General features: G+C 58.6%; 21 protein-coding genes. 11 read left to right on the top strand and 10 right to left on the bottom strand.

The annotated features are described in order from the left end of the window. Positions 1-80: 80 nt before the first annotated feature. A protein-coding gene (locus HD598_RS02630) for an IS3 family transposase (RefSeq protein WP_183663605.1) occupies positions 81-1369 on the top strand; the annotation gives its coding sequence in 2 pieces (ribosomal slippage) (positions 81-354 and positions 354-1369; 1290 coding nt in all). A gap of 92 nt (positions 1370-1461) precedes the next feature. Here HD598_RS02630 and HD598_RS02625 read toward each other — a convergent pair. Both HD598_RS02625 and HD598_RS02620 read right to left on the bottom strand, forming a co-directional pair. Then, positions 1462-2217 carry an SDR family oxidoreductase gene (locus HD598_RS02625; RefSeq protein WP_183663603.1) on the bottom strand — a complete coding sequence of 252 codons (756 nt, stop codon included), beginning with the start codon at positions 2215-2217 and terminating at the stop codon, positions 1462-1464. Between the two features lie 86 nt (positions 2218-2303). After that, a complete protein-coding gene (locus HD598_RS02620) occupies positions 2304-3029 on the bottom strand; it encodes a beta-ketoacyl-ACP reductase (RefSeq protein ID WP_084637297.1) in 726 nt (241 codons plus the stop codon). 132 nt (positions 3030-3161) lie between these two features. On the opposite strand from HD598_RS02620, the gene HD598_RS02615 reads away from it, so the two are divergent. The 3 genes from HD598_RS02615 to HD598_RS02605 are packed head-to-tail and all read left to right on the top strand — an operon-like array spanning position 3162 to position 4720. Next, positions 3162-3575 (top strand): DUF3099 domain-containing protein, encoded by a 414-nt coding sequence (locus HD598_RS02615; protein WP_071893647.1) that lies wholly within the window; start codon positions 3162-3164, stop codon positions 3573-3575. Then, the gene (locus HD598_RS02610; RefSeq protein ID WP_071893648.1) at positions 3572-3832 is read left to right on the top strand and encodes a hypothetical protein; all 261 of its coding nucleotides are present in this window, start codon (positions 3572-3574) and stop codon (positions 3830-3832) included. Before HD598_RS02615 ends, HD598_RS02610 begins: the two co-directional genes overlap by 4 nt. Beyond that, entirely contained in the window at positions 3833-4720 is an 888-nt protein-coding gene (locus HD598_RS02605) for an SURF1 family cytochrome oxidase biogenesis protein (RefSeq protein ID WP_071893649.1), read from the top strand. It begins immediately after the preceding gene. A gap of 9 nt (positions 4721-4729) precedes the next feature. Here HD598_RS02605 and HD598_RS02600 read toward each other — a convergent pair whose 3' ends face one another. Next, positions 4730-6331 (bottom strand): ABC-F family ATP-binding cassette domain-containing protein, encoded by a 1602-nt coding sequence (locus HD598_RS02600; RefSeq protein WP_183663601.1) that lies wholly within the window; start codon positions 6329-6331, stop codon positions 4730-4732. Between the two features lie 208 nt (positions 6332-6539). Between HD598_RS02600 and ypfJ the strand changes: the two genes are divergently transcribed. Continuing rightward, the gene (gene ypfJ / locus HD598_RS02595; protein WP_071893651.1) at positions 6540-7451 is read left to right on the top strand and encodes a KPN_02809 family neutral zinc metallopeptidase; all 912 of its coding nucleotides are present in this window, start codon (positions 6540-6542) and stop codon (positions 7449-7451) included. A gap of 107 nt (positions 7452-7558) precedes the next feature. On the opposite strand, the gene HD598_RS02590 is transcribed toward ypfJ, so the two are convergent. From HD598_RS02590 to HD598_RS02570, 5 genes are read right to left on the bottom strand one after another with little or no spacing between them, the layout of a single operon-like run. Next, positions 7559-7888: a metal-sulfur cluster assembly factor gene (locus HD598_RS02590; protein ID WP_071893652.1), complete on the bottom strand. Its 330-nt coding sequence runs from the start codon at positions 7886-7888 to the stop codon at positions 7559-7561. Between the two features lie 2 nt (positions 7889-7890). Continuing rightward, positions 7891-8646, bottom strand: coding sequence for a Fe-S cluster assembly ATPase SufC (gene sufC / locus HD598_RS02585; protein ID WP_183663599.1), 756 nt, complete (start codon positions 8644-8646; stop codon positions 7891-7893). A 41-nt stretch (positions 8647-8687) separates the two neighbouring features. Then, complete coding sequence (gene sufD, locus HD598_RS02580; protein WP_260170472.1) at positions 8688-9989, bottom strand: Fe-S cluster assembly protein SufD; 1302 nt, start codon at positions 9987-9989, stop codon at positions 8688-8690. 29 nt (positions 9990-10018) lie between these two features. Further along, complete coding sequence (gene sufB, locus HD598_RS02575) at positions 10019-11479, bottom strand: Fe-S cluster assembly protein SufB (RefSeq protein WP_071893654.1); 1461 nt, start codon at positions 11477-11479, stop codon at positions 10019-10021. After that, positions 11476-12288: a helix-turn-helix transcriptional regulator gene (locus HD598_RS02570; protein ID WP_183663595.1), complete on the bottom strand. Its 813-nt coding sequence runs from the start codon at positions 12286-12288 to the stop codon at positions 11476-11478. Before HD598_RS02570 ends, sufB begins: the two co-directional genes overlap by 4 nt. Before the next feature lie 130 nt (positions 12289-12418). Between HD598_RS02570 and HD598_RS02565 the strand changes: the two genes are divergently transcribed. The 3 genes from HD598_RS02565 to HD598_RS02555 are packed head-to-tail and all read left to right on the top strand — an operon-like array spanning position 12419 to position 15192. Beyond that, on the top strand, positions 12419-13372 hold the full coding sequence (locus HD598_RS02565; RefSeq protein ID WP_409366167.1) for an ABC transporter ATP-binding protein: 954 nt from the start codon (positions 12419-12421) through the stop codon (positions 13370-13372). A 28-nt stretch (positions 13373-13400) separates the two neighbouring features. Beyond that, on the top strand, positions 13401-14204 hold the full coding sequence (locus HD598_RS02560) for an ABC transporter permease (protein ID WP_183666514.1): 804 nt from the start codon (positions 13401-13403) through the stop codon (positions 14202-14204). Positions 14205-14256: 52 nt separating this feature from the next. Then, positions 14257-15192 carry a COX15/CtaA family protein gene (locus tag HD598_RS02555; protein WP_183663593.1) on the top strand — a complete coding sequence of 312 codons (936 nt, stop codon included), beginning with the start codon at positions 14257-14259 and terminating at the stop codon, positions 15190-15192. Here the strand turns inward: HD598_RS02555 and HD598_RS02550 are convergent. Further along, the gene (locus HD598_RS02550) at positions 15189-16892 is read right to left on the bottom strand and encodes a thiamine pyrophosphate-binding protein (RefSeq protein ID WP_311538925.1); all 1704 of its coding nucleotides are present in this window, start codon (positions 16890-16892) and stop codon (positions 15189-15191) included. The two genes, HD598_RS02555 and HD598_RS02550, sit on opposite strands and share 4 nt — an antisense overlap. Before the next feature lie 154 nt (positions 16893-17046). Next, entirely contained in the window at positions 17047-18051 is a 1005-nt protein-coding gene (locus HD598_RS02545; protein ID WP_183663591.1) for a heme o synthase, read from the bottom strand. A gap of 310 nt (positions 18052-18361) precedes the next feature. Between HD598_RS02545 and tkt the strand changes: the two genes are divergently transcribed. The 3 genes from tkt (at position 18362) to HD598_RS02530 (ending at position 23377) form a co-directional block, all read left to right on the top strand. Continuing rightward, the gene (tkt, locus tag HD598_RS02540; protein ID WP_311538924.1) at positions 18362-20485 is read left to right on the top strand and encodes a transketolase; all 2124 of its coding nucleotides are present in this window, start codon (positions 18362-18364) and stop codon (positions 20483-20485) included. A 20-nt stretch (positions 20486-20505) separates the two neighbouring features. Continuing rightward, positions 20506-21621, top strand: coding sequence for a transaldolase (gene tal / locus HD598_RS02535; protein WP_071893660.1), 1116 nt, complete (start codon positions 20506-20508; stop codon positions 21619-21621). Between the two features lie 118 nt (positions 21622-21739). Next, on the top strand, positions 21740-23377 hold the full coding sequence (locus HD598_RS02530; protein ID WP_183663587.1) for a glucose-6-phosphate isomerase: 1638 nt from the start codon (positions 21740-21742) through the stop codon (positions 23375-23377). Positions 23378-23418: the final 41 nt, after the last annotated feature.

The following is a 23418-nucleotide window of genomic DNA, read 5'->3' as shown; positions in this document are numbered from 1 at the left end:
TACGCCGCAATCACTGACGGCAGTTATAGTGAACCGTCCCGGGTTTGATGCCGCTATCTTCTGTGAGAAAGATAGTGACTATGCCCAAGCAGTTCCCGCCCGAAGTTCGTGACCGTGCAGTGCGCATGACCATGGATCGGTTGTCCGAATACCCGTCTGTCTATGCTGCCTGCAAGGCACTGGCCCCGAAGCTCGGGGTGGGCCCTGAATCGCTCCGGCGCTGGGTTGTCCAGGCTCAGATCGATGCCGGTGAGAAGACCGGACCAAGCACTGATGAGTTGGAGGAAATCAAGCGGCTCCGGGCTGAGGTGCGGGACTTGAAAGAGTCTAACGAGATCCTGAAACAGGCCTCGATTTTCTTCGCGAGGGAGCTCGACCCTCGCCGCCGTTGATCTGTCGATTCATCGACGAAATGCGCGCTGAAGGTTACGCGGTCGAGTCGATCTGTGCCGTCCTGCGGGAGCAGGGCGTGCGGGTCGCCGCACGAACCTACCGGGCGTGGAAGAAACGCCTTCCAGCCCTGCGCACCATCGAAGACGCCCGCCTCACCGATGCACTTCGTGCTGTGAAAGTCCCCGACGCGAAGGGACGCCCCCGTCCCGAGATCATCTACGGACGGCGGAAAATGACACAGTGGCTGCGCCGTAACGGCTTCCCGGAAGCCTCCAAACACACCGTGGACCGGCTCATGCGCGAAGAAGGCATGAACGGGCTCGTCAGAGGCCGCAAGACCCGCACCACCATCCCCGGCAAGGACGGCCGCCGTGCCGGGGACCTGGTGAACCGGGACTTCACCGCCGCGGCTCCGAACCAGATCTGGGTCACTGATTTTACGTACGTCCCGGTCTACTCCGGATTCGTCTACGTTGCCCTGGTCATCGACCTGTATTCCCGGGCGATCCTCGGCTGGGAAACTTCAACCGTCAAGGACACCGCGTTTGTCGAACACTGCCTGCGGATGGCCTTGTGGCGGCGCGAACACACCAGCCGCCCGGCACCGACGGGACTAATTCACCACAGCGATGCCGGAAGCCAGTACACCTCGATCCGGTACACCGACACCCTGGCCTTGGAGGGCCTACAACCGTCCATTGGCAGCGTTGGTGACGCCTATGACAACGCAGCAGCCGAGACCGTGATGGGGTTGTTCAAGAACGAGGCCGTTGCGAAGGATTCACCGTTCCGCAGCGGGGCGTTGAAGACCGAAACCGACGTCATGGAAATCGTCTTCGAGTGGGTCCACTGGTACAACAACGAACGCCTGCATTCCGCCCTGGACCACCAAACGCCAGAGGAATACGAGCAGACATATTATGATCTACAAACCAGCTCGTTACCCGACGACGCCGCCAACAAACAAGCGGCATGATTCCCGGGACGGTTCATAGTCCTTAAAAAGCGAGTGCCGCACCGGTTCCCTTTGGGTTCCGATGCGGCACTTGCTGTGATTGTGCGATTTTATTAGTTCCCGTGCTGCTTCAAGAAGTCTTCTGCGCCGCCCACGTATTCGGTGTGGCCGGATTCGACGTCAGCAGTGACCATCGCAGCCACCTCGGCCGCGAACTCTTCTACCGAGTAGAGCTTGCCAGCGGCCTCGCGTCGGGCTTCGATGGCGCCCGGCTCTGCGCGGTCCAGCAACGTTGCGGTGATGGTGCCTTCGATCATGTCTCCGGATACCACCACAAGACTTACGCCGGATTCTTGAAGGGAAGGAACCATGTCACGGAGCGCAACTTCGCCAGCGCGCTTGGAGCGCGCAACGGGCTCGTAAGCGTCCATGGTGGATACCTTGTCAATGAAGTGAGCCTGGTGGCTGGTCACAAACACAATGCGGCCGCCGTTCTTCATGGCAGGAAGCGCGGCTTGAACCATTCCCACCTGAGCGTCACGGTTCAAACGCAACGCGTAGTCATCGCCCATGCCAGATTCCATGCCGCCGGAAGCGTTAAGAACTAGAATGTCGAGTCCGCCGAAATTCTCCACGGCTGCGTCGACGAGCGCCTGAGCGCCCTCTGCCGTGGTGAGGTCAGCGCCCACGGCTACGGCGCGGCCGCCAGCCTCGGTAATCTCCTTGACGACCTTGTTGGCGCGAGGTGCCTTCTGACGGTAGTTGATGACCACGCCCGCGCCGTCTGCGGCGAGGAGCTTAGCGGTGTCGGCGCCGATGCCACGGGAGGAACCGGTGACAATGGCGGACTTTCCTTCGAGTGAACCCACGGAGGACCTTCTTTCCAAAGTTGTTGGTGGCCGCTCACACAGCCGATGTTCTCAAACTAAAACCACAATGTGGGGCGGGGGTTCGCTTAGTGCCCCATGCCCAAACCGCCATCCACGGGGATGACAGCGCCGGAAATGTAGGCTGCTTCGTCGCTGGAGAGCCAGCGCACCACGTTGGCGACCTCGGAGGGGTCTGCAAAGCGGCCAGCTGGAATGGACTGCATGTACTGCTTCTTCATGTCCTCCGGCAGAGCGGCGGTCATATCCGTATCGATGTAACCGGGAGCCACCACGTTGGCGGTGATTCCACGAGAGCCCAGTTCACGCGTCAGCGAACGAGCGATGCCAATCAGGCCAGATTTAGAAGCTGCGTAGTTGATCTGTCCAGCGGAACCCAAAAGGCCAACCACCGAAGAGATGAGCACAACGCGGCCCTTCTTGAGGCGGATCATGCCCTTGGAGGCACGCTTGACCACGCGGAAAGCACCGGTGAGATTCGTATCAATCACTGAGGTGAAGTCCTCTTCGCTCATGCGAAGCAGCAACGTGTCCTTAGTGACACCGGCATTGGCCACCAAAACTTCTACTGGCCCGTGCTGCGCTTCTACCTCCGTGAACGCTGCGTCAATTGATTCGGCATCCGTGACATCGGCCTTGACGCCCAACATCCCTTCAGGGACTTCTCCCGAGCGGTACGTCACTGCCACCTTGTCACCGTTGGCAAGGAATGCTTGGGCAATGGCGAGACCAATCCCGCGGGTACCACCAGTGACGAGGACGCTACGTCCGGTTTGCTCTTGCTCGTTAGCCACAATTTCCTCCTCTTGCCACCGCACCGACGCGGCGATTCACTGAGCCATCCTACAAGTTGAGGACTTCCACCGTGGTGAAAGTGCACCGGGGTTAAGAGAGTGAGACAATGGATACCCAACATTGGAAGGGCCATGAACAGAATTTTGAGAGCGAGACGTGCGCGCTCAGCCGATCAAGAACCGGCTTTTCTCATTACTGATGCGCGCCCCGGGGCCTCAATCGACGAGCACTCACGCATCGTCAAGTACAGTGTTTCAATGGGCGTCCGCGTGCTCTGCTTTATTCTGGCGTTCTTCGTTCAGGGTTGGCTCCAGATCCTTTGCCTCGTTGCGGCCGTCGTGCTCCCCTATTTTGCGGTGATCATTGCCAATGGCCGTCCCAGCGTGATGCCGGAGGGCCGCACAGCTCAGTTCATGGATGACATTCCTTCACAGGACGACGACGCAGCTCGGGACATACTCGAAGGCGAGTTAATTGGGTCACCGGATAGCGGCGACGAGCAGCAAGCGAAAGAATCGAACGCTAAGGAAAGGTACGCGGCATGAGTTCATTCGATATCCTCGGAAGCCTTGGCGCGCCCTCTGCAGCCCCCGAAAAGTGTAGCCGCAAGGGTTGCCGAGCTGCGGCGTCGTACCAAATTCTGTGGAACAACCCCAAAATTCACACGCCCGAACGCCGCAAGGTGTGGCTAGCGTGCGCGGAACACCAAGAATGGTTAGCCGAGTACTTGCGCCAGCGCGGCATGCTGAAGGAAGTGGTGCCATTTGACGCACCGCACGTGACGGAAGGAAACCAGTCCTAGGTGTACCGGTTCTTAATATCGACCCGATGGTTTGGCTGGCTCATTCTGGTGTGCATTCTCACCGCCATTTTCGTGAGCTTGGGAAACTGGCAACTAGACCGCCGCAACTCCGTGGTTGCCGAAATTCAGAAGATCGAGAATAACTACAACGCCGAGCCCATAGCGCTCAGCGCGGTACCCACGATCTTCGAGACGCTGCCTGCGGACAAGAAGTGGACTCCCGTGCAATTGCGGGGAACGTATCTCACCGATCAAACGACCCTGGTGCGGAACCGTCCTCTGGACGGTAGCCCGGGCTACGAAGTTCTAGTTCCTTTCCAAACCACCGACGGCACCATCATTGCGGTGGACCGCGGCTGGTTGCCCATCGGTAATCAAACGGCTGGCCAGCCTGACACCGTACCTGCACCGCCAAGCGGAACCGTGACCGTGGTGGTGCGTGCCAAGGAGGGCGAACCTTCCGTACCGCGCGATGCACCGGAAGGCCAGATCGCCTCCATTGAACTCCCCAAGCTCGCGGAGCTCACCGGTCTGGACCTTGAGACCGGCGCCTACGGAGTCTTGGTCTCGGAGGATCCCGCTGTGGCCACCATGCCCGAATCCTTGCCGAAGCCTGAGACCAGTGAGGGTACGCACTTGTCCTACGCCGCGCAGTGGTTTGCCTTTGGCGTCCTAGCGTTTATTGCCTTGGGTTATGCAGCGCGCCAGCAAGCGCGCATCAACCGCGAGGACAAAGAAGCGCAGGAAGAAGCCGAGGCTCGCGGCGAAGAAGCACCTGTGGTCCACTCGGCCTACCGGGCGCGGCGCAAACCCACTAAGGCGCGACGCGACGGCAAACTCACCGATGAAGAAGCTGAAGATCGTTGGATTGAGGAGAATCTCTCGTAGGGATTTCCCCTACGCGAGCGTCACCAGATCAAGGTAATCGTCGTTCCACAGGTCCTCCGCGCCATCCGGCAAGAGCACCACGCGCTCGGGGTTCAAGGCCTGAACGGCGCCTTCATCGTGGCTGACCATCACTACGGCACCTGTGTAGGTTCGCAGTGCGCCAAGGATCTCGTGACGCGAAGCCGGGTCAAGGTTGTTCGTTGGCTCATCGAGGAGCAAAACGTTAGCGCTCGAAGCCACGATGGTCGCCAAGGCGAGACGGGTCTTTTCACCACCGGAGAGGACTCCAGCTGGCTTGTCCACGTCATCACCGGTGAACATGAACGAACCCAGAATGCCGCGGACGTCCGCGTCGCCAAGGTGGGCAGGTGCAGCCGAGCGCATGTTTTCCAGAACCGTGCGGTCGTGGTCTAGGGTTTCGTGTTCCTGAGCGTAGTAGCCGATCTTGAGGCCGTGACCTGCGATCAGCTGACCGGTATCCGGCTTATCAACGCCTGCCAACATGCGCAGCAAGGTGGTCTTGCCGGCGCCATTGAGGCCCAGGATGACCACACGGGAACCGCGGTCGATTGCGAGATCAACGTCCGTGAAGATCTCCAGCGAGCCGTAGGACCGGGAAAGGCCCTCCGCCATGAGCGGGGTCTTTCCACACGGCGCTGGATCGGGGAAGCGCAACGCTGCCACGCGATCCGTTTGACGCTCTTCTTGAAGTCCAGCGAGCATCTTTTCGGCGCGCTTGATCATGCTCTGAGCAGCCACAGCCTTGGTAGCCTTTGCGCGCATCTTGTTGGCCTGATCCATGAGAACCTGAGCCTTCTTTTCCGTGTTCGCGCGTTCGCGCTTACGGGCACGCTCATCGGTTTCGCGCTGCATCAAGTAGCGCTTCCAGTCCATGTTGTACACGTCGATTTCGCCGCGGTTGGCGTCAAGGTGCAGCACCTTGTTGACGGTGGCTTCCAGCAGGTCGGTGTCGTGGGAAATCACGATCAGCCCGCCCTGGTGATTCTTCAAGAATTCACGCAACCAGGCGATGGAATCTGCGTCCAAGTGGTTGGTGGGTTCGTCCAACAGAAGCGTGTCGGCGTTCGCGTACAAGATGCGCGCGAGTTCAACACGGCGACGCTGTCCGCCGGAGAGAGTCTTGAGCGGCTGTTCCAGAATGCGGTCATCCAAGGCAAGGTTCGCACAAATGGTGGCAGCTTCAGACTCAGCGGCGTATCCGCCACCAGCCAAGAACTCTGCTTCCAAGCGATCGTAACGGCGCATCGCCTTGTTTTGAACGTCCGGATCTTCGCTGGCCATGTCCGTTTGCGCTTGCTTGAGATCGCGCACCACGCGGTCTAGGCCACGCGCTGAAAGGATGCGGTCGCGACCCAGCTGCTCCATGTCAGGGGTGCGAGGATCCTGCGGCAAGTAGCCCAAAGTGCCGCTGCGGGTCACGGTGCCGTTAGCGGCTTGGCCCTCCCCCGCGAGCACGCGAGTAAGAGTGGTCTTACCGGCGCCATTGCGGCCCACGAGACCGATTTTGTCGCCCTTGTCGATGCGGAAGGACACATCCTCCATCAACAATCGCGCGCCTGCGCGTAGCTCCAAGCCGGAAACGGAAATCACAATGAGCCTTTCGAAAGGAAGTCAACCTGTCTATTCTACCGGCGATGAGTCCCGCTAGGGTCCGCGAGTGGTGGATCACACGTCCGCGCGCTCATTTATCGTTCCCGTAGTCGCGCGAAACCACCCACAATGCCGTTTGCGGCACTCGACGTAGGCCGAATTTTAGAAAGAGACGCTACTTAAGCGCATTCACAGTTACTCTTTTCACATGAGCTTCAATGACAACGCACAACTTGACCCGGGACGTGTCCGCGATTCGCGTGGTCGTTCTGGCGGAAAAATCGCAGCCGGTGGCGGCGGAATTCTGGTAGTTCTGCTTGCCGCCCTTTTTGGAATCAACCCCCAGATCCTCACGGATCTTGGTCTGGGTGGCTCCACCTCTTCCACGACCCAGCAATCCCAAGGCACCGAGGGCGCTCAGAGCGCGGACTGCCAAACCGGTGCAGATGCGGACCAGCGTTCTGACTGCCGCATTATCGGCACGGTTCAGAGCCTCGACGCGTTCTGGGGTCCCTACCTCGATAAGTACAGCGTCGAGCACGCTGATCCCGAGGTAGAGATTTTCGCTGACGCCGTGAACACCGGATGTGGCCAAGCTTCCTCAGACGTGGGACCGTTCTACTGCCCAGCAGACCAGACCGGATACTTCGATGTGGGATTCTTTGATTTGCTCCGCGATCGCTTCGGCGCAGACGGTGGGGCTTTGGCCGAGGAGTACGTCGTGGCACACGAGTACGGTCACCACATTCAGAATGAAATCGGCACGTTGCAGTACTCACAGCAGGGTGGCACTGGCCCAACCTCCGGCGCCGTCCGCGTTGAGTTGCAGGCCGACTGCTTTGCAGGCCTCTGGGCTTCTTACGCTTCCGAGACCAAGGATGAGAGCGGCAATACTTTCTTGGAGCCCTTCACCAAGGCAGACTTGCAGTCCGCTCTCTCAGCCGCGCAGGCTGTTGGCGATGACCGCATTCAGGAAGCCTCCACCGGTCGCGTGATGCCAGAGGCATGGACCCACGGTTCTGCCGCCCAGCGTCAAGCGTGGTTCCTCCAGGGCTACCAGACGGGCGACATCAACAAGTGCAACACCCTCGAAGCTAGCGATTTGAACAACCCCGCCTAGAGCTTCGAAAACCTGCATTACAGTCAGAACACAACTGAGGGTCGTACTGAATCGAAAAGATTCGGTACGACCCTCAGTAGTTTTAAGAGCTATTTACTCGGTGAAACTTAGATGTTGAAACCGAGCGCGCGCATCTGGTCACGGCCATCGTCGGTGATGCGCTCTGGACCCCATGGTGGCATCCATACCCAGTTCAGACGCCAGTCGTCCACGAGCGAGTCAATGGACTGGCCCACTTGCTCTTCGATGACATCGGTGAGCGGGCACGCTGCGGTGGTCAACGTCATGTCGATCAGCAGTGCACCGTCTTCGCCGTACTTGAGCCCGTAAAGCAGGCCCAAGTCCACTACGTTGACTCCGAGTTCGGGGTCAATAACATCCTTGAGCGCCTCTTCGAGGTCCTCCAAGGGAGTCTGTGTCTGTGCGGTCTCGCTCATTGTTAGGCCTTTGCCAAGTAGCGGTCGTAGCCCTCTTCTTCCAAGCGGTCGGCCAGCTCTGGGCCGCCCTGCTCTGCGATGTGTCCGTCAACGAAGACGTGCACAAAGTCAGGCTTGATGTAGCGAAGAATGCGGGTGTAGTGGGTGATGAGCAAGGTGCCCATGTCGTTAGCCTCGTGTGCACGGTTGACACCCTCGGAAACGATGCGCAGTGCGTCAACGTCAAGGCCGGAGTCGGTCTCGTCGAGGACTGCAAACTTAGGCTTGAAGAGTTCGAGCTGGAGGATCTCCACTCGCTTCTTCTCGCCACCGGAGAAGCCTTCGTTGACGTTACGGTTTGCAAAGTCAGCGTCGATCTTCAGGTATTCCATGGCACCCTTGACGTCCTTCGTCCAGTGGCGCAATGAAGGCGCTTCACCGTCGATGGCGGTCTTAGCGGTACGCAGGAAGTTGGTCATGGTGACACCAGGAACCTCAACCGGGTACTGCATGGCCAAGAAGAGGCCGGCGCGGGCACGCTCGTCAACGGACATCTCAAGGACGTTTTCGCCGTCGAGCAGGATTTCGCCGCTCGTGACGTTGTAACGAGGGTGGCCAGCGATCGAGGAAGCCAGGGTGGACTTGCCGGAACCGTTCGGTCCCATGATGGCGTGCGTCTCGCCGGACTTGATCGTCAAGGTTACGCCCTTGAGGATTTCCTTGGCGCCTTGCTCGGTGTCGATCGATACGTGGAGGTCTTTGATTTCAAGTACAGACATTGTGTTCTTTCCTCAGGTCTGAAAGTTGGTGAAGTGAGCTTCTAGGCCTTGGCTGCTGCGGCAGCGGCGGCGGCGTCAGTGGCTTCCAATTCCTTATCGAGGGATGCAATGATCTCTTCCTCGACTGAATCGACACCAATCTGCTGAACAATTTCGTTCAAGAAGCCGCGGACTACCAAGAGGCGTGCGGTCTTCTCGTCGATGCCACGAGCCATGAAGTAGAACAAGTGCTCGTCATCAAAGCGGCCGGTGGTGGAGGCGTGTCCCGCACCTTCAATGAGACCGGTTTCGATCTCGAGGTTCGGAACGGAGTCCGCCCGAGCGCCGTCCGTCAACACGAGGTTGCGGTTGGCTTCGTAGGAGCTGGTGCCTTCAGCTTCCTTCTGAATGAGCACGTCGCCCACCCATACCGTGCGTGCGCCAGCACCCTGCAGTGCGCCCTTGTAGAGCACGTTGGAGGTGTTGCGCGGAGTGTTGTGGTCCACGAAGCTGCGGTGTTCGAGGTGCTGTCCAGCGTCAGCGAAGTACAGTCCGAACAGCTCGGCTTCGGCGCCTTCGGCGGCAAAGCGAACGTTGGAGTTCAAGCGAACTACCTCGCCACCCAGGGAAACGGCAACGTGACGGTAGGTGGCATTGCGGCCCACAATTGCGTCCGTCTGTCCTGCGTGCTTGGCGGTGTCATCCCACTGCTGCAGGGTGACGACGCGCAAGTCGGCGCCTTCTCCCACCACAATTTCCACATTTTCAGTGAGATTTGCGGAGCCGCGGTGATCCAGTACGACGACGGCACGTGCGTGGGTGCCAACCTCGAGGACATAGTGCGCATTTGCGCGACGACCAGCGCCCTGACCCGTGGCGGTGATGATGACAGGCTCGGTGAGCTCGGCATCCGCTGCGATCTTGACGTGGAGAGCGTTTTCAACGTTCTTGGAAGCAACAACAGCCGGGCGGTCCGCAGGAACCAAGACGGTTCCGCGCGGTGCTTCGCCGACTGCGAGCGTGCCAACGGTGACGCCAGCGATGTTTTCGGAAACAGAGTAATCAACTGCTTCCTGGCCATCCTGAACATCCGTAGCGGCGTCTTCGAACAACGGAGCAAGCTTCTTGAGAGGGCTGAAGCGCCACTCTTCTTCGCGGCCCTTCGGCAACGGGAAGTCTGCAACGTCGAAGCTCTGCACGCGCTCAGCACGCGAGTTCATGAGCTTGACGGCTTCCTTGGAGTTGCCGATCAGACGCGCTGCCGGATTGTCTTTTGCGGCATGCTCGATATCAACATTCGCCGAGTTGAGCTTCTCGCCCTCTTCGGTCATGCCATCAATCATGGGCTTTGCGTGAGTAGTCATGTTCTTCTCTGCAATAACATCGGTCATGGTTAGCCCACCGACCCTTCCATCTGAAGTTCAATGAGTCGGTTGAGTTCAAGCGCGTATTCCATAGGAAGCTCGCGAGCAATCGGCTCAATGAAGCCGCGCACGATCATCGCCATGGCCTCGTCTTCGGCCAAACCACGGGACATCAGGTAGAACAGCTGCTCTTCCGAAACGCGTGAAACGGTTGCCTCGTGGCCCATGGTGACATCGTCTTCACGAACGTCGATGTATGGGTAGGTATCGGAGCGTGAAATGGTGTCCACCAACAAGGCGTCACACACTACCGAGTTCTTGACACCCTTGGCGCCTTCGCGAACCTGAACCAGGCCGCGGTACGCAGAACGACCACCGTTACGGGCAACGGACTTCGCCACGATCGACGATGAGGTGTTCGGGGCGATGTGAACCATCTTGGAACCGGTGTCCTGGTGCTGATCCTTGCCAGCGAAGGCGATGGACAGCGTTTCACCCTTGGCGTGCTCGCCAACCAGGTAAACAGCCGGGTACTTCATGGTGACCTTGGAGCCGATGTTTCCGTCGATCCATTCCATGGTGGCGCCTTCTTCACAGATGGCGCGCTTGGTCACGAGGTTATACACGTTCGTGGACCAGTTCTGGATGGTCGTGTAGCGGACGCGAGCACCCTTCTTCACGATGATTTCCACCACGGCAGAGTGCAAGGAGTCAGACTGGTAGATCGGAGCCGTGCAGCCTTCGATGTAGTGCACGTAAGAGTCTTCGTCAGCAATGATCAGGGTGCGTTCGAACTGACCCATGTTTTCCGTGTTAATACGGAAGTACGCCTGCAGTGGGATTTCTACGTGGACGCCCTTAGGGACGTACACGAAAGAGCCACCGGACCAAACGGCCGTGTTCAGCGAAGCGAACTTGTTATCACCAGCAGGGATCACAGAGCCGAAGTACTCCTGGAAGATCTCTGGGTGCTCGCGCAAACCAGTGTCCGTGTCCAGGAAGATGACGCCCTGAGCTTCAAGGTCTTCACGAATCTGGTGGTAAACCACTTCAGATTCGTACTGTGCGGCAACGCCGGAAACCAAGCGGGAGCGCTCAGCTTCGGGGATACCAAGCTTTTCGTACGTATTACGGATATCGTCCGGGAGGTCTTCCCACGACTGTGCTTGCTTCTCCGTGGAGCGCACAAAGTACTTGATGTTGTCGAAGTCAATACCGGAGAGGTCTGCACCCCACGTTGGCATTGGCTTCTTCTCGAAGTACTTCAAGCCCTTCAGACGCAGATCAAGCATCCAGTCAGCTTCGCTCTTCTTGCCGGAGATGTCGCGGACGACTTCTTCGCTCAGACCACGGCGTGCGTTTGCACCGGCGTCGTTCTTGTCAGCCCAACCGTATTCATAGTTTCCCAAGCCTTCAAGCTCTGGGTTCTTCTCAAGGATTTCGGCGATAACGCCAGGATCCTGAGTGTCCTGTGCCAACTGATCAGTCATCTCAGTTTCTCCTGCCTGGTGGACTTCACTCTGACTCTCTTCTCCCCTGGATTCGCTTGTTCAAAGCGCCCCAACGGGATATGCGTAGTGCACACGTGTCCCCCGGTAGCCAACGTGGAGAGTCTTCTCACGTCAACGCCAAGAAGGCGGGAAAACATTCCTGTTTCGTGTTCACAAAACTGTGGGAACTCTTTTGCGAGTCCCAAGACGGGGCAATGCCCCTGACACAACTGAACCGCTGCCATCGCCGCTCTCATCGATGGAGTGATGGCTTGGTTCATTGCTAACTGACCGGTGAGTCCGGCTTCGCGGGTGTATCCCACAAATCCATCTGCGGACAGCAACTCTGCAATTTTCTCTGCGCGATCCTCTAGGGACTCAATACCTTCGAGTTCCTGTGAGTAACGCTTTTCCATGGGCTCAAATCGGCGAGCCACAAAAGCGTCAACCGCTTCTTTTCCAGCATAAGTTTCGAGGTCCCGGAGAGCCTCCACTGCGATAGGGAGATAATCGTCACCTAATCGCTCTTGGCCACCCTGGGAAACTACGTACCGTCGAGCCGGACGGCCTGCCCCCGTTGCTTGTCGGGCCATGGATTTGACTTCAATCAGGCCGCGTTCAGTCAAGGCGTCGAGGTGGCGGCGGACTGCCGCGGGCGTCAACTGGAGAGACTTGCCGAGCTCGGCGGCGGAAATGGGTCCATCTTCCAAGACTGTCGCTAGCACGCGATCGCGAGTGCGATCCTCCCCCACAGGGACGTCAGCGGAACCCTGCGGGCGCTCTGATGTCGAAGAATTAGAGGAATACACAACACAAGTATGCGCTATTTGTTCAAGAGGCCGCTAGTAAGGCGTTGCTAACCTCACTACTACTCCCAGTAGAACGATGAGAACGGTCCATTGCGACACACGGCTTCTCTACCTCACGTAGAATCGACGGGTGCTTCAACCGTCTGTGCTCGTTCGAGACCTCCGCAAAGACTTCGGGCCAGTCCCTTCCCTTGATGGCCGCATGGTCAAGGTTCTTCGCGGCGTCAATTTTCAGGCCGCGCCTGGTGAGGTGACAACACTGTTGGGCTCCAACGGCGCGGGCAAGTCAACAACCCTCAGTTGCGCGCAAGGACTGCTTAAGCCTGACGGTGGCGACGTCACTGTCCTCGGGCAGCAGCCTTATCGCGCCGGGAGCGCCTTGCGCTCGCGAGTGGGAGTTATGCTTCAGGACGGCGGCTTGCCGCCTTCTGCTCGACCTCTTGCGCTGCTGAATCTGGTGGCCCGAATGTATCAGCATCCCGCGTCAGTGGATGAGCTAGCAGACCGCTTGGGCATCCACGCGTTTGCTCACACCAATATTCGCCGACTCTCGGGCGGCCAGAAGCAACGCGTTGCCTTTGCGGCCGCACTTCTTGGCAAGCCAGAGGTCCTCTTCTTGGACGAACCTTCTGCCGGTTTAGACCCGCAGTCACGTCAGATCGTCTTTGACATGATTCAAGAGCAGCGCGCGCTTGGTACCTGTATTGTCCTCACCACTCACCTGATGGATGACGCTGAAAAGCTTTCTGACCGTGTCTTCATCATCGATCGCGGTCAAACCGTTGCCGAAGGAACCGTCGCTCAATTGACCTCGTGGAGCGCTGATGCTTCAGAATCAGGCGAGCTCAGTTTTGAAGCACGACCAGGCTTGCCCGTGGAAGAACTGACGACTCCGTCTGGCGGTGTCCTGAATGAGACCACTCCTGGAAATTACCGGCTTTCGAAGTTCGCCTCGCCGGCGGACATGGTGGCCTTGAGTCAATGGCTGGATGCAGCTCAGGCGATGCCTACCGCGATGGCAATGCGTAAACGCACCCTCGAAGACGTCTTCCTTGAAATTGCAGAAAAGAGCCGAGATGAGTGAGCGCAACATAGACGCCCGCCAAGACTCCATGCCTGAGCAGTCATCGAAAAGAGACTCCGACTCCTCGCTCGAGTCATCTAACGCTGCTTCCCTGAGCACCCGGGTTCTGAATCAAGGCCGATACGAAGCTCTCATGATGCTTCGCAATGGCGAACAGCTTTTGCTGGCCATCATCTTGCCGCTTTTAGCGATGATCGGACTTGTCATCACACCTCTGATCGACGGCATTGCGGATACCCGCATCAACGCCGTGGCTCCCGGCGTTCTGGCGCTATGCGTAGTGTCCACGGCTTTCACCGGTCAGGGAATCACCACCGGCTTTGACCGCCGGTACGGCGTTCTACGCTTCTTGGCCACCACTCCCCTCGGCAAAGCCGGGTTGATTTCCGGCAAGGCCATCGCTGTGCTGTTGGTCGTGGCCATTCAGGTCATCATTTTGGGGTCAGCAGCCCTTCTCATGGGGTGGCAGCCTTTCGCCCACGGTCAGCCACTGGCCGTCACAGCTTCGGCGATAGTTTTCGTCCTCCTGGGCGTAGCCGCTTTCACTGCCCTCGGTCTTCTGATCGCCGGAACGGTCCGGCCAGAAGCCACGCTCGCCATCACCAACCTCGCGTGGGTCTTGCTCGCTTCCGTGGGCGGATTGTTGCTTCCCGCGCACCACGTAGGCGGGATCTGGGGTCCGTTGCTGAGCTTCTTGCCTTCAGCTGCTTTGGGCGACGGTCTGCGCTCGGCTTTCCTCGATGGACAGTTCAATGTCATGGCCGCCGTCTCACTGCTTATCTGGGCCGCACTTGCCACTTTCGGCGCCTCCCGGTGGTTCAAATGGGACTAATGACGCATTCATTCCACCAACCCGCACATAGAAGACTGCTAGGAGTCACTCGATGAGCTCGGTGTCCACTCAACTCTCCGCTTGGACGGAGCGTCTGCCGCTCGAAATCACGAAGGTCAATCACCGTCTCGCGATTGCCTCCCTGATTTCTCAGATCGGCATCATCGTGACCGGCGGCGCGGTCCGCCTCACCAATTCGGGGTTGGGGTGTTCAAACTGGCCCAACTGTGTGCCTGGTTCCATGACGCCGACCCCAGAAATGGGTATCCACGGGCTGATCGAGTTCGGTAACCGACTCCTCACGTTTGTGCTGGTGGTCATCGCCGTGGCGATGATCGTCTCAGTCTGGCGGATGCGCCGCACTCACCGCACCATCTACTTGCTCTCGCTGTCCCTGTTGTCCGTCATTCCGGTGCAGGCGATCATCGGCGGCATTACCGTGTGGACCAAGCTGAACCCGTGGGTCGTGTCCCTCCACTTCTTGGCTTCCACCGCCTTGGTGGCCGTAGCCACGCTGCTGGTGAACCGCACCGCGCTCAAGCTGGACGGTCATCGAGAAATCCTCGCAATCCCCTCGTCTCCCACTCAGCGAACGCTGGGCTGGACGATCGCACTGGCCGCAAGTGCCGCCGTCGTACTGGGAACCATCGTCACCGGAACGGGACCGCACGCTGGCGACGCCCTAGCGCCGCGCCACAACTTCAGTGCTGATCTCGTAACCCGCATTCACGTGGTGCCGGTCTACATTCTGGTAGCCGCGACCATTATTGCTCTGGTTTTGGCGTACCGAATCCAGACTGCGCAAGCGCTCAAGACGGCGCTGTGGTGGCTCGTTGTGGTCATTGGACTTCAAGCCGCGATCGGTTACATCCAGCATTTCAATGGACTTCCAGTCCTCTTGGTGCTCTTCCACATGCTGGGCTCCGCGCTCCTCGTCAGCGCAGCGACCAATGTGTGGGATCGCGCAACGGGACGCTTCCCCGTCTAGGCGATCAGTTCACGCATGTAGGGAGCAATGACGTCCTTTGAGACGCGGCAATCCAGCACGAAGACCCCGTCTTCTTCGAGAGTTATCCATCGTTCAAACGCCGCCAGATCCTGGTGACGGCGCACCACCGTCGCCTGCGCACCCAGGGCCTCGAGCATCCCCGCGAAATTGATATCCGGGATCAGCACAGGGCGCTCGGCCAGTCCCTTAGAAACGTACTGATGAACTTCGGCCCCGTACGCAGCGTCATTCATGACCACCACGACGCCACGTCCCGCGATGCGCATGAACGTCTCCGCGTCCGCTATGCCCATGAGACCGCCGCCGTCACCACAGAACAGCACTGGCAACGAATCGGGGCGACCCACCGCAGCTCCCGCAGCCGACGGAAAGCCCAGACCGATCGACTGGTAAGCAGTCCCCACCATCACCATATGATCAGCGCCGGGCAGATCCATGAACATATTCGGCCACCCGATGAAGTGCCCGCCGTCCACAATGACGGTTCGGTTTTTCGGGATCAACCGGTTCAGTTCGCCGAGGAGTGCGCGCGGGTCCAGCCGCCCATCCGGGGCAAGTTCTGAGCCCATTTCGCGGCGGGTGAGGTCAGATTCTTCTGAGTACGACGACGCCTGCTTGCGGCGCGCTTGAATGCGAGCGATGGTTTCTGGTTGCGCAATTTTCTGCGCTTCTTGGTCCAGAAGCGCCTGAAGCAGTTGTGGTGCGGCACCTTCGATGGCGCACTGGTAGAAGTTGTCAACGCTCTGGTGCGTCTTCTCGGGCGCAAGATCAATCTGGATGATGGTTGCTTCGGGCGAGAATGCCTCACCGAAGGCTCTGGTGAACTGGTTCAGCCCGGCACCCATCACCAGCACTAGATCGGCGCCTCGTATTTCTTCGGCCGCGCCCGTTGCGGCGAAGCCGCCGCACACACCCAGGTCGACGAAAGAGTCTTCCGTCGAACGACGGTTGAAGAGCCCGCGGGCCGGCGCAGTAGTCGCTACTTTTGCGCCCAGAAACGAGGCAAGGGAACGGACCGCAGTCGCCGCGTTTTTCGCGCCTCGACCGGCAAGAATGAGCGGGTTTCGCGAGGCCAATATAGCTTGAACAATGTGCTCGATGTGCTCTTGGTCGAGTCTTTTGACGGCCCGAACTGGCGGTAACGAATCCTCGGTAAGGACGCCCTCGAACGGCGTTGCCGAAATGTCGTAAGGAATCGCAAGCACCACGGGAACCCGTTCATCGCGTGCCGTCACGAAGGCACGCAACGCAACCGCTGCGGCGTCGTGCTGGTTAACGCCCATGTACCGGGCACCCACCGCGGTTGTCAGCGCTTCTTGATTCACGTCCCACGGACGGCGCCCCGAGCTGGGTTCGTCTCCGACCACGAGAATCAGCGGGATGCGAGCCTGCGCGGCCTCCGCAAGGGCAGTCAGCGTATTGGTGAAGCCAGCGCCGTACGTCGTGGTGGCCGCCGCAATTTTGCCGGAGACACGGTGGTAAGCATCCGCTGAAGCCACCGTCGCGACTTCGTGACGGACTTCGAAAATAGGAGTGTTGATGCGCTCTAGCGCGTCTACAAAGTAAGCGTTTCCGTTGCCCATGAGGCCAAAGAAGGCGTCTATATGTTGGGCCAGCGTGCGTGCGATTGCGTCTGAGACGGAAATAACCTGCGAATCGGTAGATTCAGAAAGCACCACCGGGTGTCACCTCGAGTTCACATATGAGATCAATTCATTCCATATATGACTCGCCGCTCCTCTGAGAGCGGTTCAGGATTCCTTTTGAGAACCCCGGCGTACTGTGTTGCCGGACACACTCAAGGTAAGTGCTGGCTGGCGTTTTTGCAAACCCTTACTGACCGAAGAGCGGCTGACCCACAAACGGATCAATCGCTAGCGCCACAAAGAGGATGGTCAGGTAAGTGATGGAGATGTGGAAGACCTTCATGGCCTTCTTGTTGATGACCTTAGGTTCGTGATCGCGCTGAGCTTCGCGGTACAGCACGTGGGACTCGTAAATGAACCAAGCGCCTGCAATGGCCGCAAGAACGGTGTAGACGATGCCCGCGTAACCCATGGGCGTCAGCAACAGCGAGCAGACAACGGTAGCCCACGCGTAAAGAACTACCTGAACCGACACCGTGCGAGCGGTGGCGATAGCTCCGAGCATGGGAACGTCAGCGTGCTGGTAGTCATCCTGGTACTTCATGGACAGTGGCCAGTAGTGCGGCGGGGTCCACAAGAAAATAATGAGGAACAGGATGATTGCAGGCCACTCAAGCGTGTTGGTGACTGCCGACCAAGCGATCAGCACCGGCATACAACCGGCTATTCCGCCCCACACAATGTTCTGCGAGGTGCGGCGCTTGAGGATCAGAGTGTAGAGAACCACGTACAAAAGGATGGCGACGAGGCCAAGAACAGCCGTCAGGAAGTTCGTTCCAGCCCACAAAATGGCGATGGACAGGATGGACAGCGCCCACGAGAACGCCAGCGCCTCTCGTGGAGTGACATCCCCAGTGACCAGCGGACGCTTTTTGGTGCGATTCATGAGCTTGTCAATGTCGCGGTCAAAGTAGCAGTTGAAAGCGCCGGAGGCTGCTGCTGCAAGTGCGCCGCCCACGAGGGTCGCCAGAATGGTGATGATGTCTGGGAATCCGCGTTGCGCAAAGATCATGGTGGGCAACGTCGTAACCAGCAAGAGCTCGATCACGCGAGGCTTCGTCAGCGAAATGAAGGCGTTGATTCGACGCTTTGTATATTTCCCGCGGGACTCACCTGGCAGGCGCAAGTGACGCGCAGGCTCCGCTAGGGAGTGCGTTTCCTCTTGATGGGAGGCAGGGGAATTAACAGACATTAAACTCACGGCTTCGCTTGATATAAGTCAGACCTATCCATCATACCTAGTCAAAACAAAGCAAACTCAGTACTGTGAACACGGATTCTTGTGATAAATGGCAAGTTTCAGTCCAAGTTTTTGCCCACGCGGGTGAAGTTTCCCCCACAGATGCGCCCTTGACGAAAAAATTCTTGTCTTTATCCGCCAACAACTCGACTCGCGCTAGTGTTGGAGTTGATCACTAATAAGGTGAATGTCATGTGCCCGAACTCTGGGCAACGTCACCCCCATTGGCAGGGACACCCTGCAAAGAAAAGTAGGAGCCTCAGTGCAGCAAGCCGCAAGCGAATCGCCTTTTGAATGGACGGAACTCGACGAGCGCGCCGTAGACACAGTCCGCGTTCTCGCCGCTGATGCCGTTGAAAAAGTAGGTTCGGGACACCCGGGAACCGCGATGAGCCTCGCTCCCGTTGCGTACCTCTTGTTCCAGCGCCACTTGCGTCAAGATCCCACGGATCCCGAGTGGCTCGGTCGCGACCGCTTCATCCTCTCCCCCGGCCACACCTCATTGACGCTGTACCTACAGTTGTTCTTGTCCGGTTACGGCCTGGAGATGAAGGACATTGAAGCGCTACGCACGTGGGGCGCGTTGACCCCAGGTCACCCGGAATACAAGCACACCCCGGGCGTCGAAATCACCACCGGCCCGTTGGGTCAGGGTCTGGCCTCTGCCGTCGGTTTCGCCTATGCTCAGCGCCGTTACCGCGGCATGTTCGATCCGAACGCTGCGCCGGGCACCAGCCCGTTCGACCACACCGTGTACGTCATTGCTTCCGATGGTGACCTTCAAGAAGGCGTCACCAGCGAAGCATCCTCGCTCGCCGGCCACCAAGAACTCGGCAACATGGTGGTGATTTACGATTCCAACCACATCTCCATCGAAGATGACACCGACGTCGCGTTCACCGAAGACGTCCTGAAGCGCTACGAGTCCTACGGTTGGCACGTCCAGGAAGTCGACTGGACCAAGACCGGCACGTACGTTGAGGATGTTGCCGAGTTGGACGCCGCAATTCGTGCCGCAAAGGCCGAGACCGGCAAGCCTTCGCTGATCTCGCTGCGCACCATCATTGGTTACCCTGCCCCGAACAAGCAGAACACTGGCGGCATTCACGGCTCCAAGCTGGGCGGCGACGAAGTCAAGGCTCTCAAGGAGCTCTTGAACTTTGATCCCGAGCAGCACTTCGCTATTGAGGACAACGTCTTGGCGCATGCTCGTTCGGTGATTGATCGTTCGAAGAGCGCTCGCGAAGATTGGGAGCACGCTTTCTCGGCATGGAAGACCGCGAATAACGACGCCGCAGCTCTCCTTGAGCGCGTAAAGTCTCGGACACTTCCCGAAGGTTGGGAAGCATCGCTTCCTGTCTTCGAGGCAGGTAAGGCTGTAGCTACCCGTTCCGCTTCGGGCAAGGTCATCAACGCTATTGCGGACCAGCTTCCAGAGCTGTGGGGCGGATCTGCTGACCTTGCGGGCTCCAACAACACCACCATCGAATCTGCGAAGTCCTTCATTCCGGCTTCCCGCAGCACCGCGACCTGGTCAGGTGATCCTTACGGTCGTGTCCTTCACTTCGGTATCCGCGAACACGCTGCCGCTGCCATCGTCAACGGCATCACCTTGGGTTCTAAGACCCGTGCGTTCTCCGGTACCTTCCTGATCTTCTCCGACTACCAGCGTCCGGCCATTCGTTTGTCCGCTCTCATGGGTATCCCGAGCATCTACGTGTGGACCCACGACTCGATCGGACTTGGCGAAGACGGCCCAACCCACCAGCCTGTAGAGCAGCTTGCTAGCTTGCGTGCTATCCCGAACCTCGACGTGGTCCGCCCAGCGGATGCCAACGAGGTCTCCATTGCTTGGAAGACCATCTTGGAGAACACGGAAAACCCTGCTGGCATCGTCTTGACGCGCCAGAATATTCCAACATTCGATCGCTCTGAAGAAGGCGGCTTCGCCAGCGCCGATCTGGTGGCTCGCGGTGGATACGTTTTGATCGACGCCGAGCGTGACGGCCAAACCGTCACTCCTGATGTGATCTTGATGGGTACCGGTTCGGAAGTTCAGTTGGCCGTCGAAGCGCGCACCAAGCTCGCTGAAGAAGGCATCGCCGCCCGCGTGGTTTCCATGCCATGCGTTGAGTGGTTCCACAAGCAGGACGAGCAGTACCGCAATGAAGTGTTCCCGGCAGACGTCGCGGCCCGAGTTTCCGTTGAAGCGGGAATTTCTATGCCTTGGCGCGAGTTCTTGGGAACAGCGGGACGCGCCGTCGCCCTCGAGCACTACGGTGCTTCCGCAGACTACGAAACGCTGTACCGCGAATTCGGAATCACTTCGGACGCTGTAGTAGCTTCCGCGAAGGAATCCATCGCAGCCAGCACGAGCTCGAAGTAATTCGAGTCAAGGAGAATAAAGTGAGCAATAAGAACACTCAAGCCCTGTCAGCCGCAGGCGTTTCCATCTGGATCGATGACCTTTCTCGAGGACAGCTCAACGACGGTTCGTTGCAGAAGCTCGTTGACGAATTCAACGTCACCGGCGTGACCACGAACCCGACGATCTTCGCCAACGCTCTCAAGAACGGTGACGATTACGCCGAGCAGGTGGCTGAACTAGCTGCTTCTGACCTCACGTTGGATGAGTCCGTCATGGAAATCACCACGCGCGACGTCGCCAACGCTTGCGATCTTTTCGCCGGTTTGTACCAGTCCACCAAGGGTGTGGATGGACGCGTTTCGATCGAGGTTGATCCTCGTTTGGCTCGCAAGACCGCTGAGACCATTGAAGAGGCCAAGAAGCTCTTCGAAAAGGTCTCCAAGGAAAACGTCCTCATCAAGATCCCTGCAACGCAAGAGGGACTCGAAGCCATCACCGCTGTTACGGCTGCCGGAATTAGCGTCAACGTCACGTTGATCTTTGACCTCGAACGCTACCGCGCCGTGATCAACGCTTACCTCTTGGGTCTAGAGCAGGCTCGCGAAGCCGGCCACGATCTTTCCAAGATTCACTCAGTTGCTTCCTTCTTCGTCTCCCGCGTGGACTCGGAAATCGACAAGCGCCTGAACGAGCTTGGAACGGATGAGGCACTTGCCCTTCGCGGCAAGGCCGGCGTTGCCAATGCACGTCTTGCGTTCCAGGTCTTTGAGCAGGCCTTGGAAACCGAGCGCTGGAAGACTCTTGCCGCACAGGGAGCCAACCCACAGCGTCCGCTCTGGGCTTCCACGGGTGTCAAGGATCCTTCCTACTCTGACACTTTGTACGTGGATTCCTTGGTGACCGCCGGAACTGTGAACACCATGCCGCACAAGACGCTCATGGCCGTTGCAGATCACGGTGGCGACGGTGCTGATGGCATCGCAGGTACCTACGAAGCTTCGAACGAGATCCTCGACTCCCTCGCTCGCGTTGGCATTGACTATGACGACGTTGTCGAGTTGCTCGAAGCAGAGGGCCTCGAAAAGTTCGACGCCTCGTGGGAAGAACTTCTGGACGGTCTTCAGCAGTCCCTGGACGCCGCTCGCAAGAGCTAGTTGACCCGCTCTCCACGTCCGTCAGCTCAGTAGTTACCTCAGTTTTCTTGAGGTAACTACTGAGATCATCACTAATTAGTTCGAAATCAGTCGGTCGGTCAACACGAAGGGACCTGTCATGGCATCACTCGGATTCAAAGCTTCCGGCGCCGCACAAGTAGCTGTAGAGAACAATGTTCCACACTTGGTGGCTGATCAAGTCGCCAGCAAGATTGCAGCAAAGGACGCGACTCTTTGGGGCGCCGAAGCTGAGTCTGAAGCATCGATTCGTCTGGGATGGGTAGACCTCTTTGAGGCCTCCCGCGCCTTGGTCCCCTTGATTGAACAGACCCGCGCGGAGCTCGCTTCGCGCGGGGTGGACCGCATTGTGCTTGCTGGCATGGGCGGTTCGTCGTTGGCACCAGAAGTGATTACTAAGACGGCGGGCGTGGAGCTCCACGTTCTGGATTCGACTGATCCAGGCATGGTTGCTTCGGTGCTTGAGGCCGGTGTCGAGCGAACCGCTCTGGTGGTTTCCTCGAAGTCCGGTTCGACGGTAGAGACTGACTCGCAACGCCGTATTTTTGAAAAGTACTATGCAGATGCAGGGATCAACCCCGCAGAGCGCATCATTGTGGTCACCGACCCGGGCTCCCCGCTCGAGTCTTCAGCTCGTGAAGCGGGCTACCGCGTCTTCGTCGCCGATCCCACCGTGGGCGGCCGGTACTCGGCGCTGACCGCATTCGGTCTGGTTCCCTCCGGTCTCGCAGGCGTTGATATCGACTCGTTGCTCAACGACGCAGAAGCTGCCTCCAAGCAGTTTGCGGCGGACACCGAAGACAACTTGGCACTTCAGCTAGGCGCTGCCTTGGGCGGCACGCGTCCATTGCGCGACAAGCTGATCTTCGAGGATCAGGGCTCCGGCATTGTGGGGTTCGCTGACTGGGCAGAACAGCTCATCGCAGAATCCACCGGCAAGGAAGGCACAGGACTTCTCCCCGTCGTCGTTCAGGCAGGCGATCCTGAGGTCACGACACCACAAGACGATTTCCTAGAAATCAAGCTTGTATCTTCCATCACCGCCACCGAGTACACGGCAACCACCGTTGAGGTCTCCGGAAATCTTGGTGCGCAAATGGTGTTGTGGGAGTACGCCACCGTTATTGCTAGCTACTTGTTGGACATCAACCCCTTCGATCAGCCGGACGTGGAGTCCGCGAAGATCGCAACTCGGGGTCTCTTGGAGTCTCGCCCGGCGGTTGAAGCACCGCTCTTCACCGATGGCAGCATCGAAGTCCGTGCAACTGCCGGCTTACTCCCCGCCGAAGCTTCTAGCGTCGAAGACGCGATCAGTGCTCTCCTCGGGGAACTGTCCGTCAGCGGCTACCTTGCTGTGCAGGCCTACACGGATCGACTCAACTTGCCGGCACTCGCCGGCTTGCGGAGCGTTCTGGCCGGTATTTCGGGCCGCCCCGTCACGTTTGGCTGGGGCCCTCGCTTCTTGCACTCCACTGGTCAGTTCCACAAGGGCGGGCCAGCAGTTGGTGTGTTCTTGCAAATCACCGCAAGCAGCGACACCGACCTCGAAATCCCTGGGCTCCCCTTCACTTTGGGTCAGCTCATCAACGCTCAGGCCACCGGTGACGCATCCGTCCTCACTGAGCTCGGACAGCCGGTCCTTCGTCTCCACTTGACTGACCGTACGGCAGCCGTCTCCCAGCTTGCGAGCGCCGTAGCCGCCGTGCAGCCCACACAAGCCGCGCAGGCGTCGTCGTAATCCTCTCCTTAAGGGCCTGGCGCCAACTACCCATTCGCGCC

Origin of the sequence: Neomicrococcus aestuarii (genome assembly GCF_014201135.1) — a bacterium.
GTDB lineage: Bacteria > Actinomycetota > Actinomycetes > Actinomycetales > Micrococcaceae > Neomicrococcus > Neomicrococcus aestuarii.
The sequence above is the reverse complement of the archived record's forward strand: the minus strand, read 5'-3'. Positions and strand labels throughout refer to the sequence as shown.

Bases quoted from the DNA above. Each gene is read 5' to 3' on its own strand.
- HD598_RS02615 (WP_071893647.1), top strand. From the start codon at position 3,162: ATGAACAGAATTTTGAGAGCGAGACGTGCGCGCTCAGCCGATCAAGAA.
- HD598_RS02610 (WP_071893648.1), top strand. From the start codon at position 3,572: ATGAGTTCATTCGATATCCTCGGAAGCCTTGGCGCGCCCTCTGCAGCC.
- ypfJ (WP_071893651.1), top strand. From the start codon at position 6,540: ATGAGCTTCAATGACAACGCACAACTTGACCCGGGACGTGTCCGCGAT.
- HD598_RS02590 (WP_071893652.1), bottom strand. From the start codon at position 7,888: ATGAGCGAGACCGCACAGACACAGACTCCCTTGGAGGACCTCGAAGAG.
- sufC (WP_183663599.1), bottom strand. From the start codon at position 8,646: ATGTCTGTACTTGAAATCAAAGACCTCCACGTATCGATCGACACCGAG.
- sufD (WP_260170472.1), bottom strand. From the start codon at position 9,989: ATGACTACTCACGCAAAGCCCATGATTGATGGCATGACCGAAGAGGGC.
- sufB (WP_071893654.1), bottom strand. From the start codon at position 11,479: ATGACTGATCAGTTGGCACAGGACACTCAGGATCCTGGCGTTATCGCC.
- HD598_RS02560 (WP_183666514.1), top strand. From the start codon at position 13,401: ATGCCTGAGCAGTCATCGAAAAGAGACTCCGACTCCTCGCTCGAGTCA.
- HD598_RS02555 (WP_183663593.1), top strand. From the start codon at position 14,257: ATGAGCTCGGTGTCCACTCAACTCTCCGCTTGGACGGAGCGTCTGCCG.
- HD598_RS02545 (WP_183663591.1), bottom strand. From the start codon at position 18,051: ATGTCTGTTAATTCCCCTGCCTCCCATCAAGAGGAAACGCACTCCCTA.
- HD598_RS02530 (WP_183663587.1), top strand. From the start codon at position 21,740: ATGGCATCACTCGGATTCAAAGCTTCCGGCGCCGCACAAGTAGCTGTA.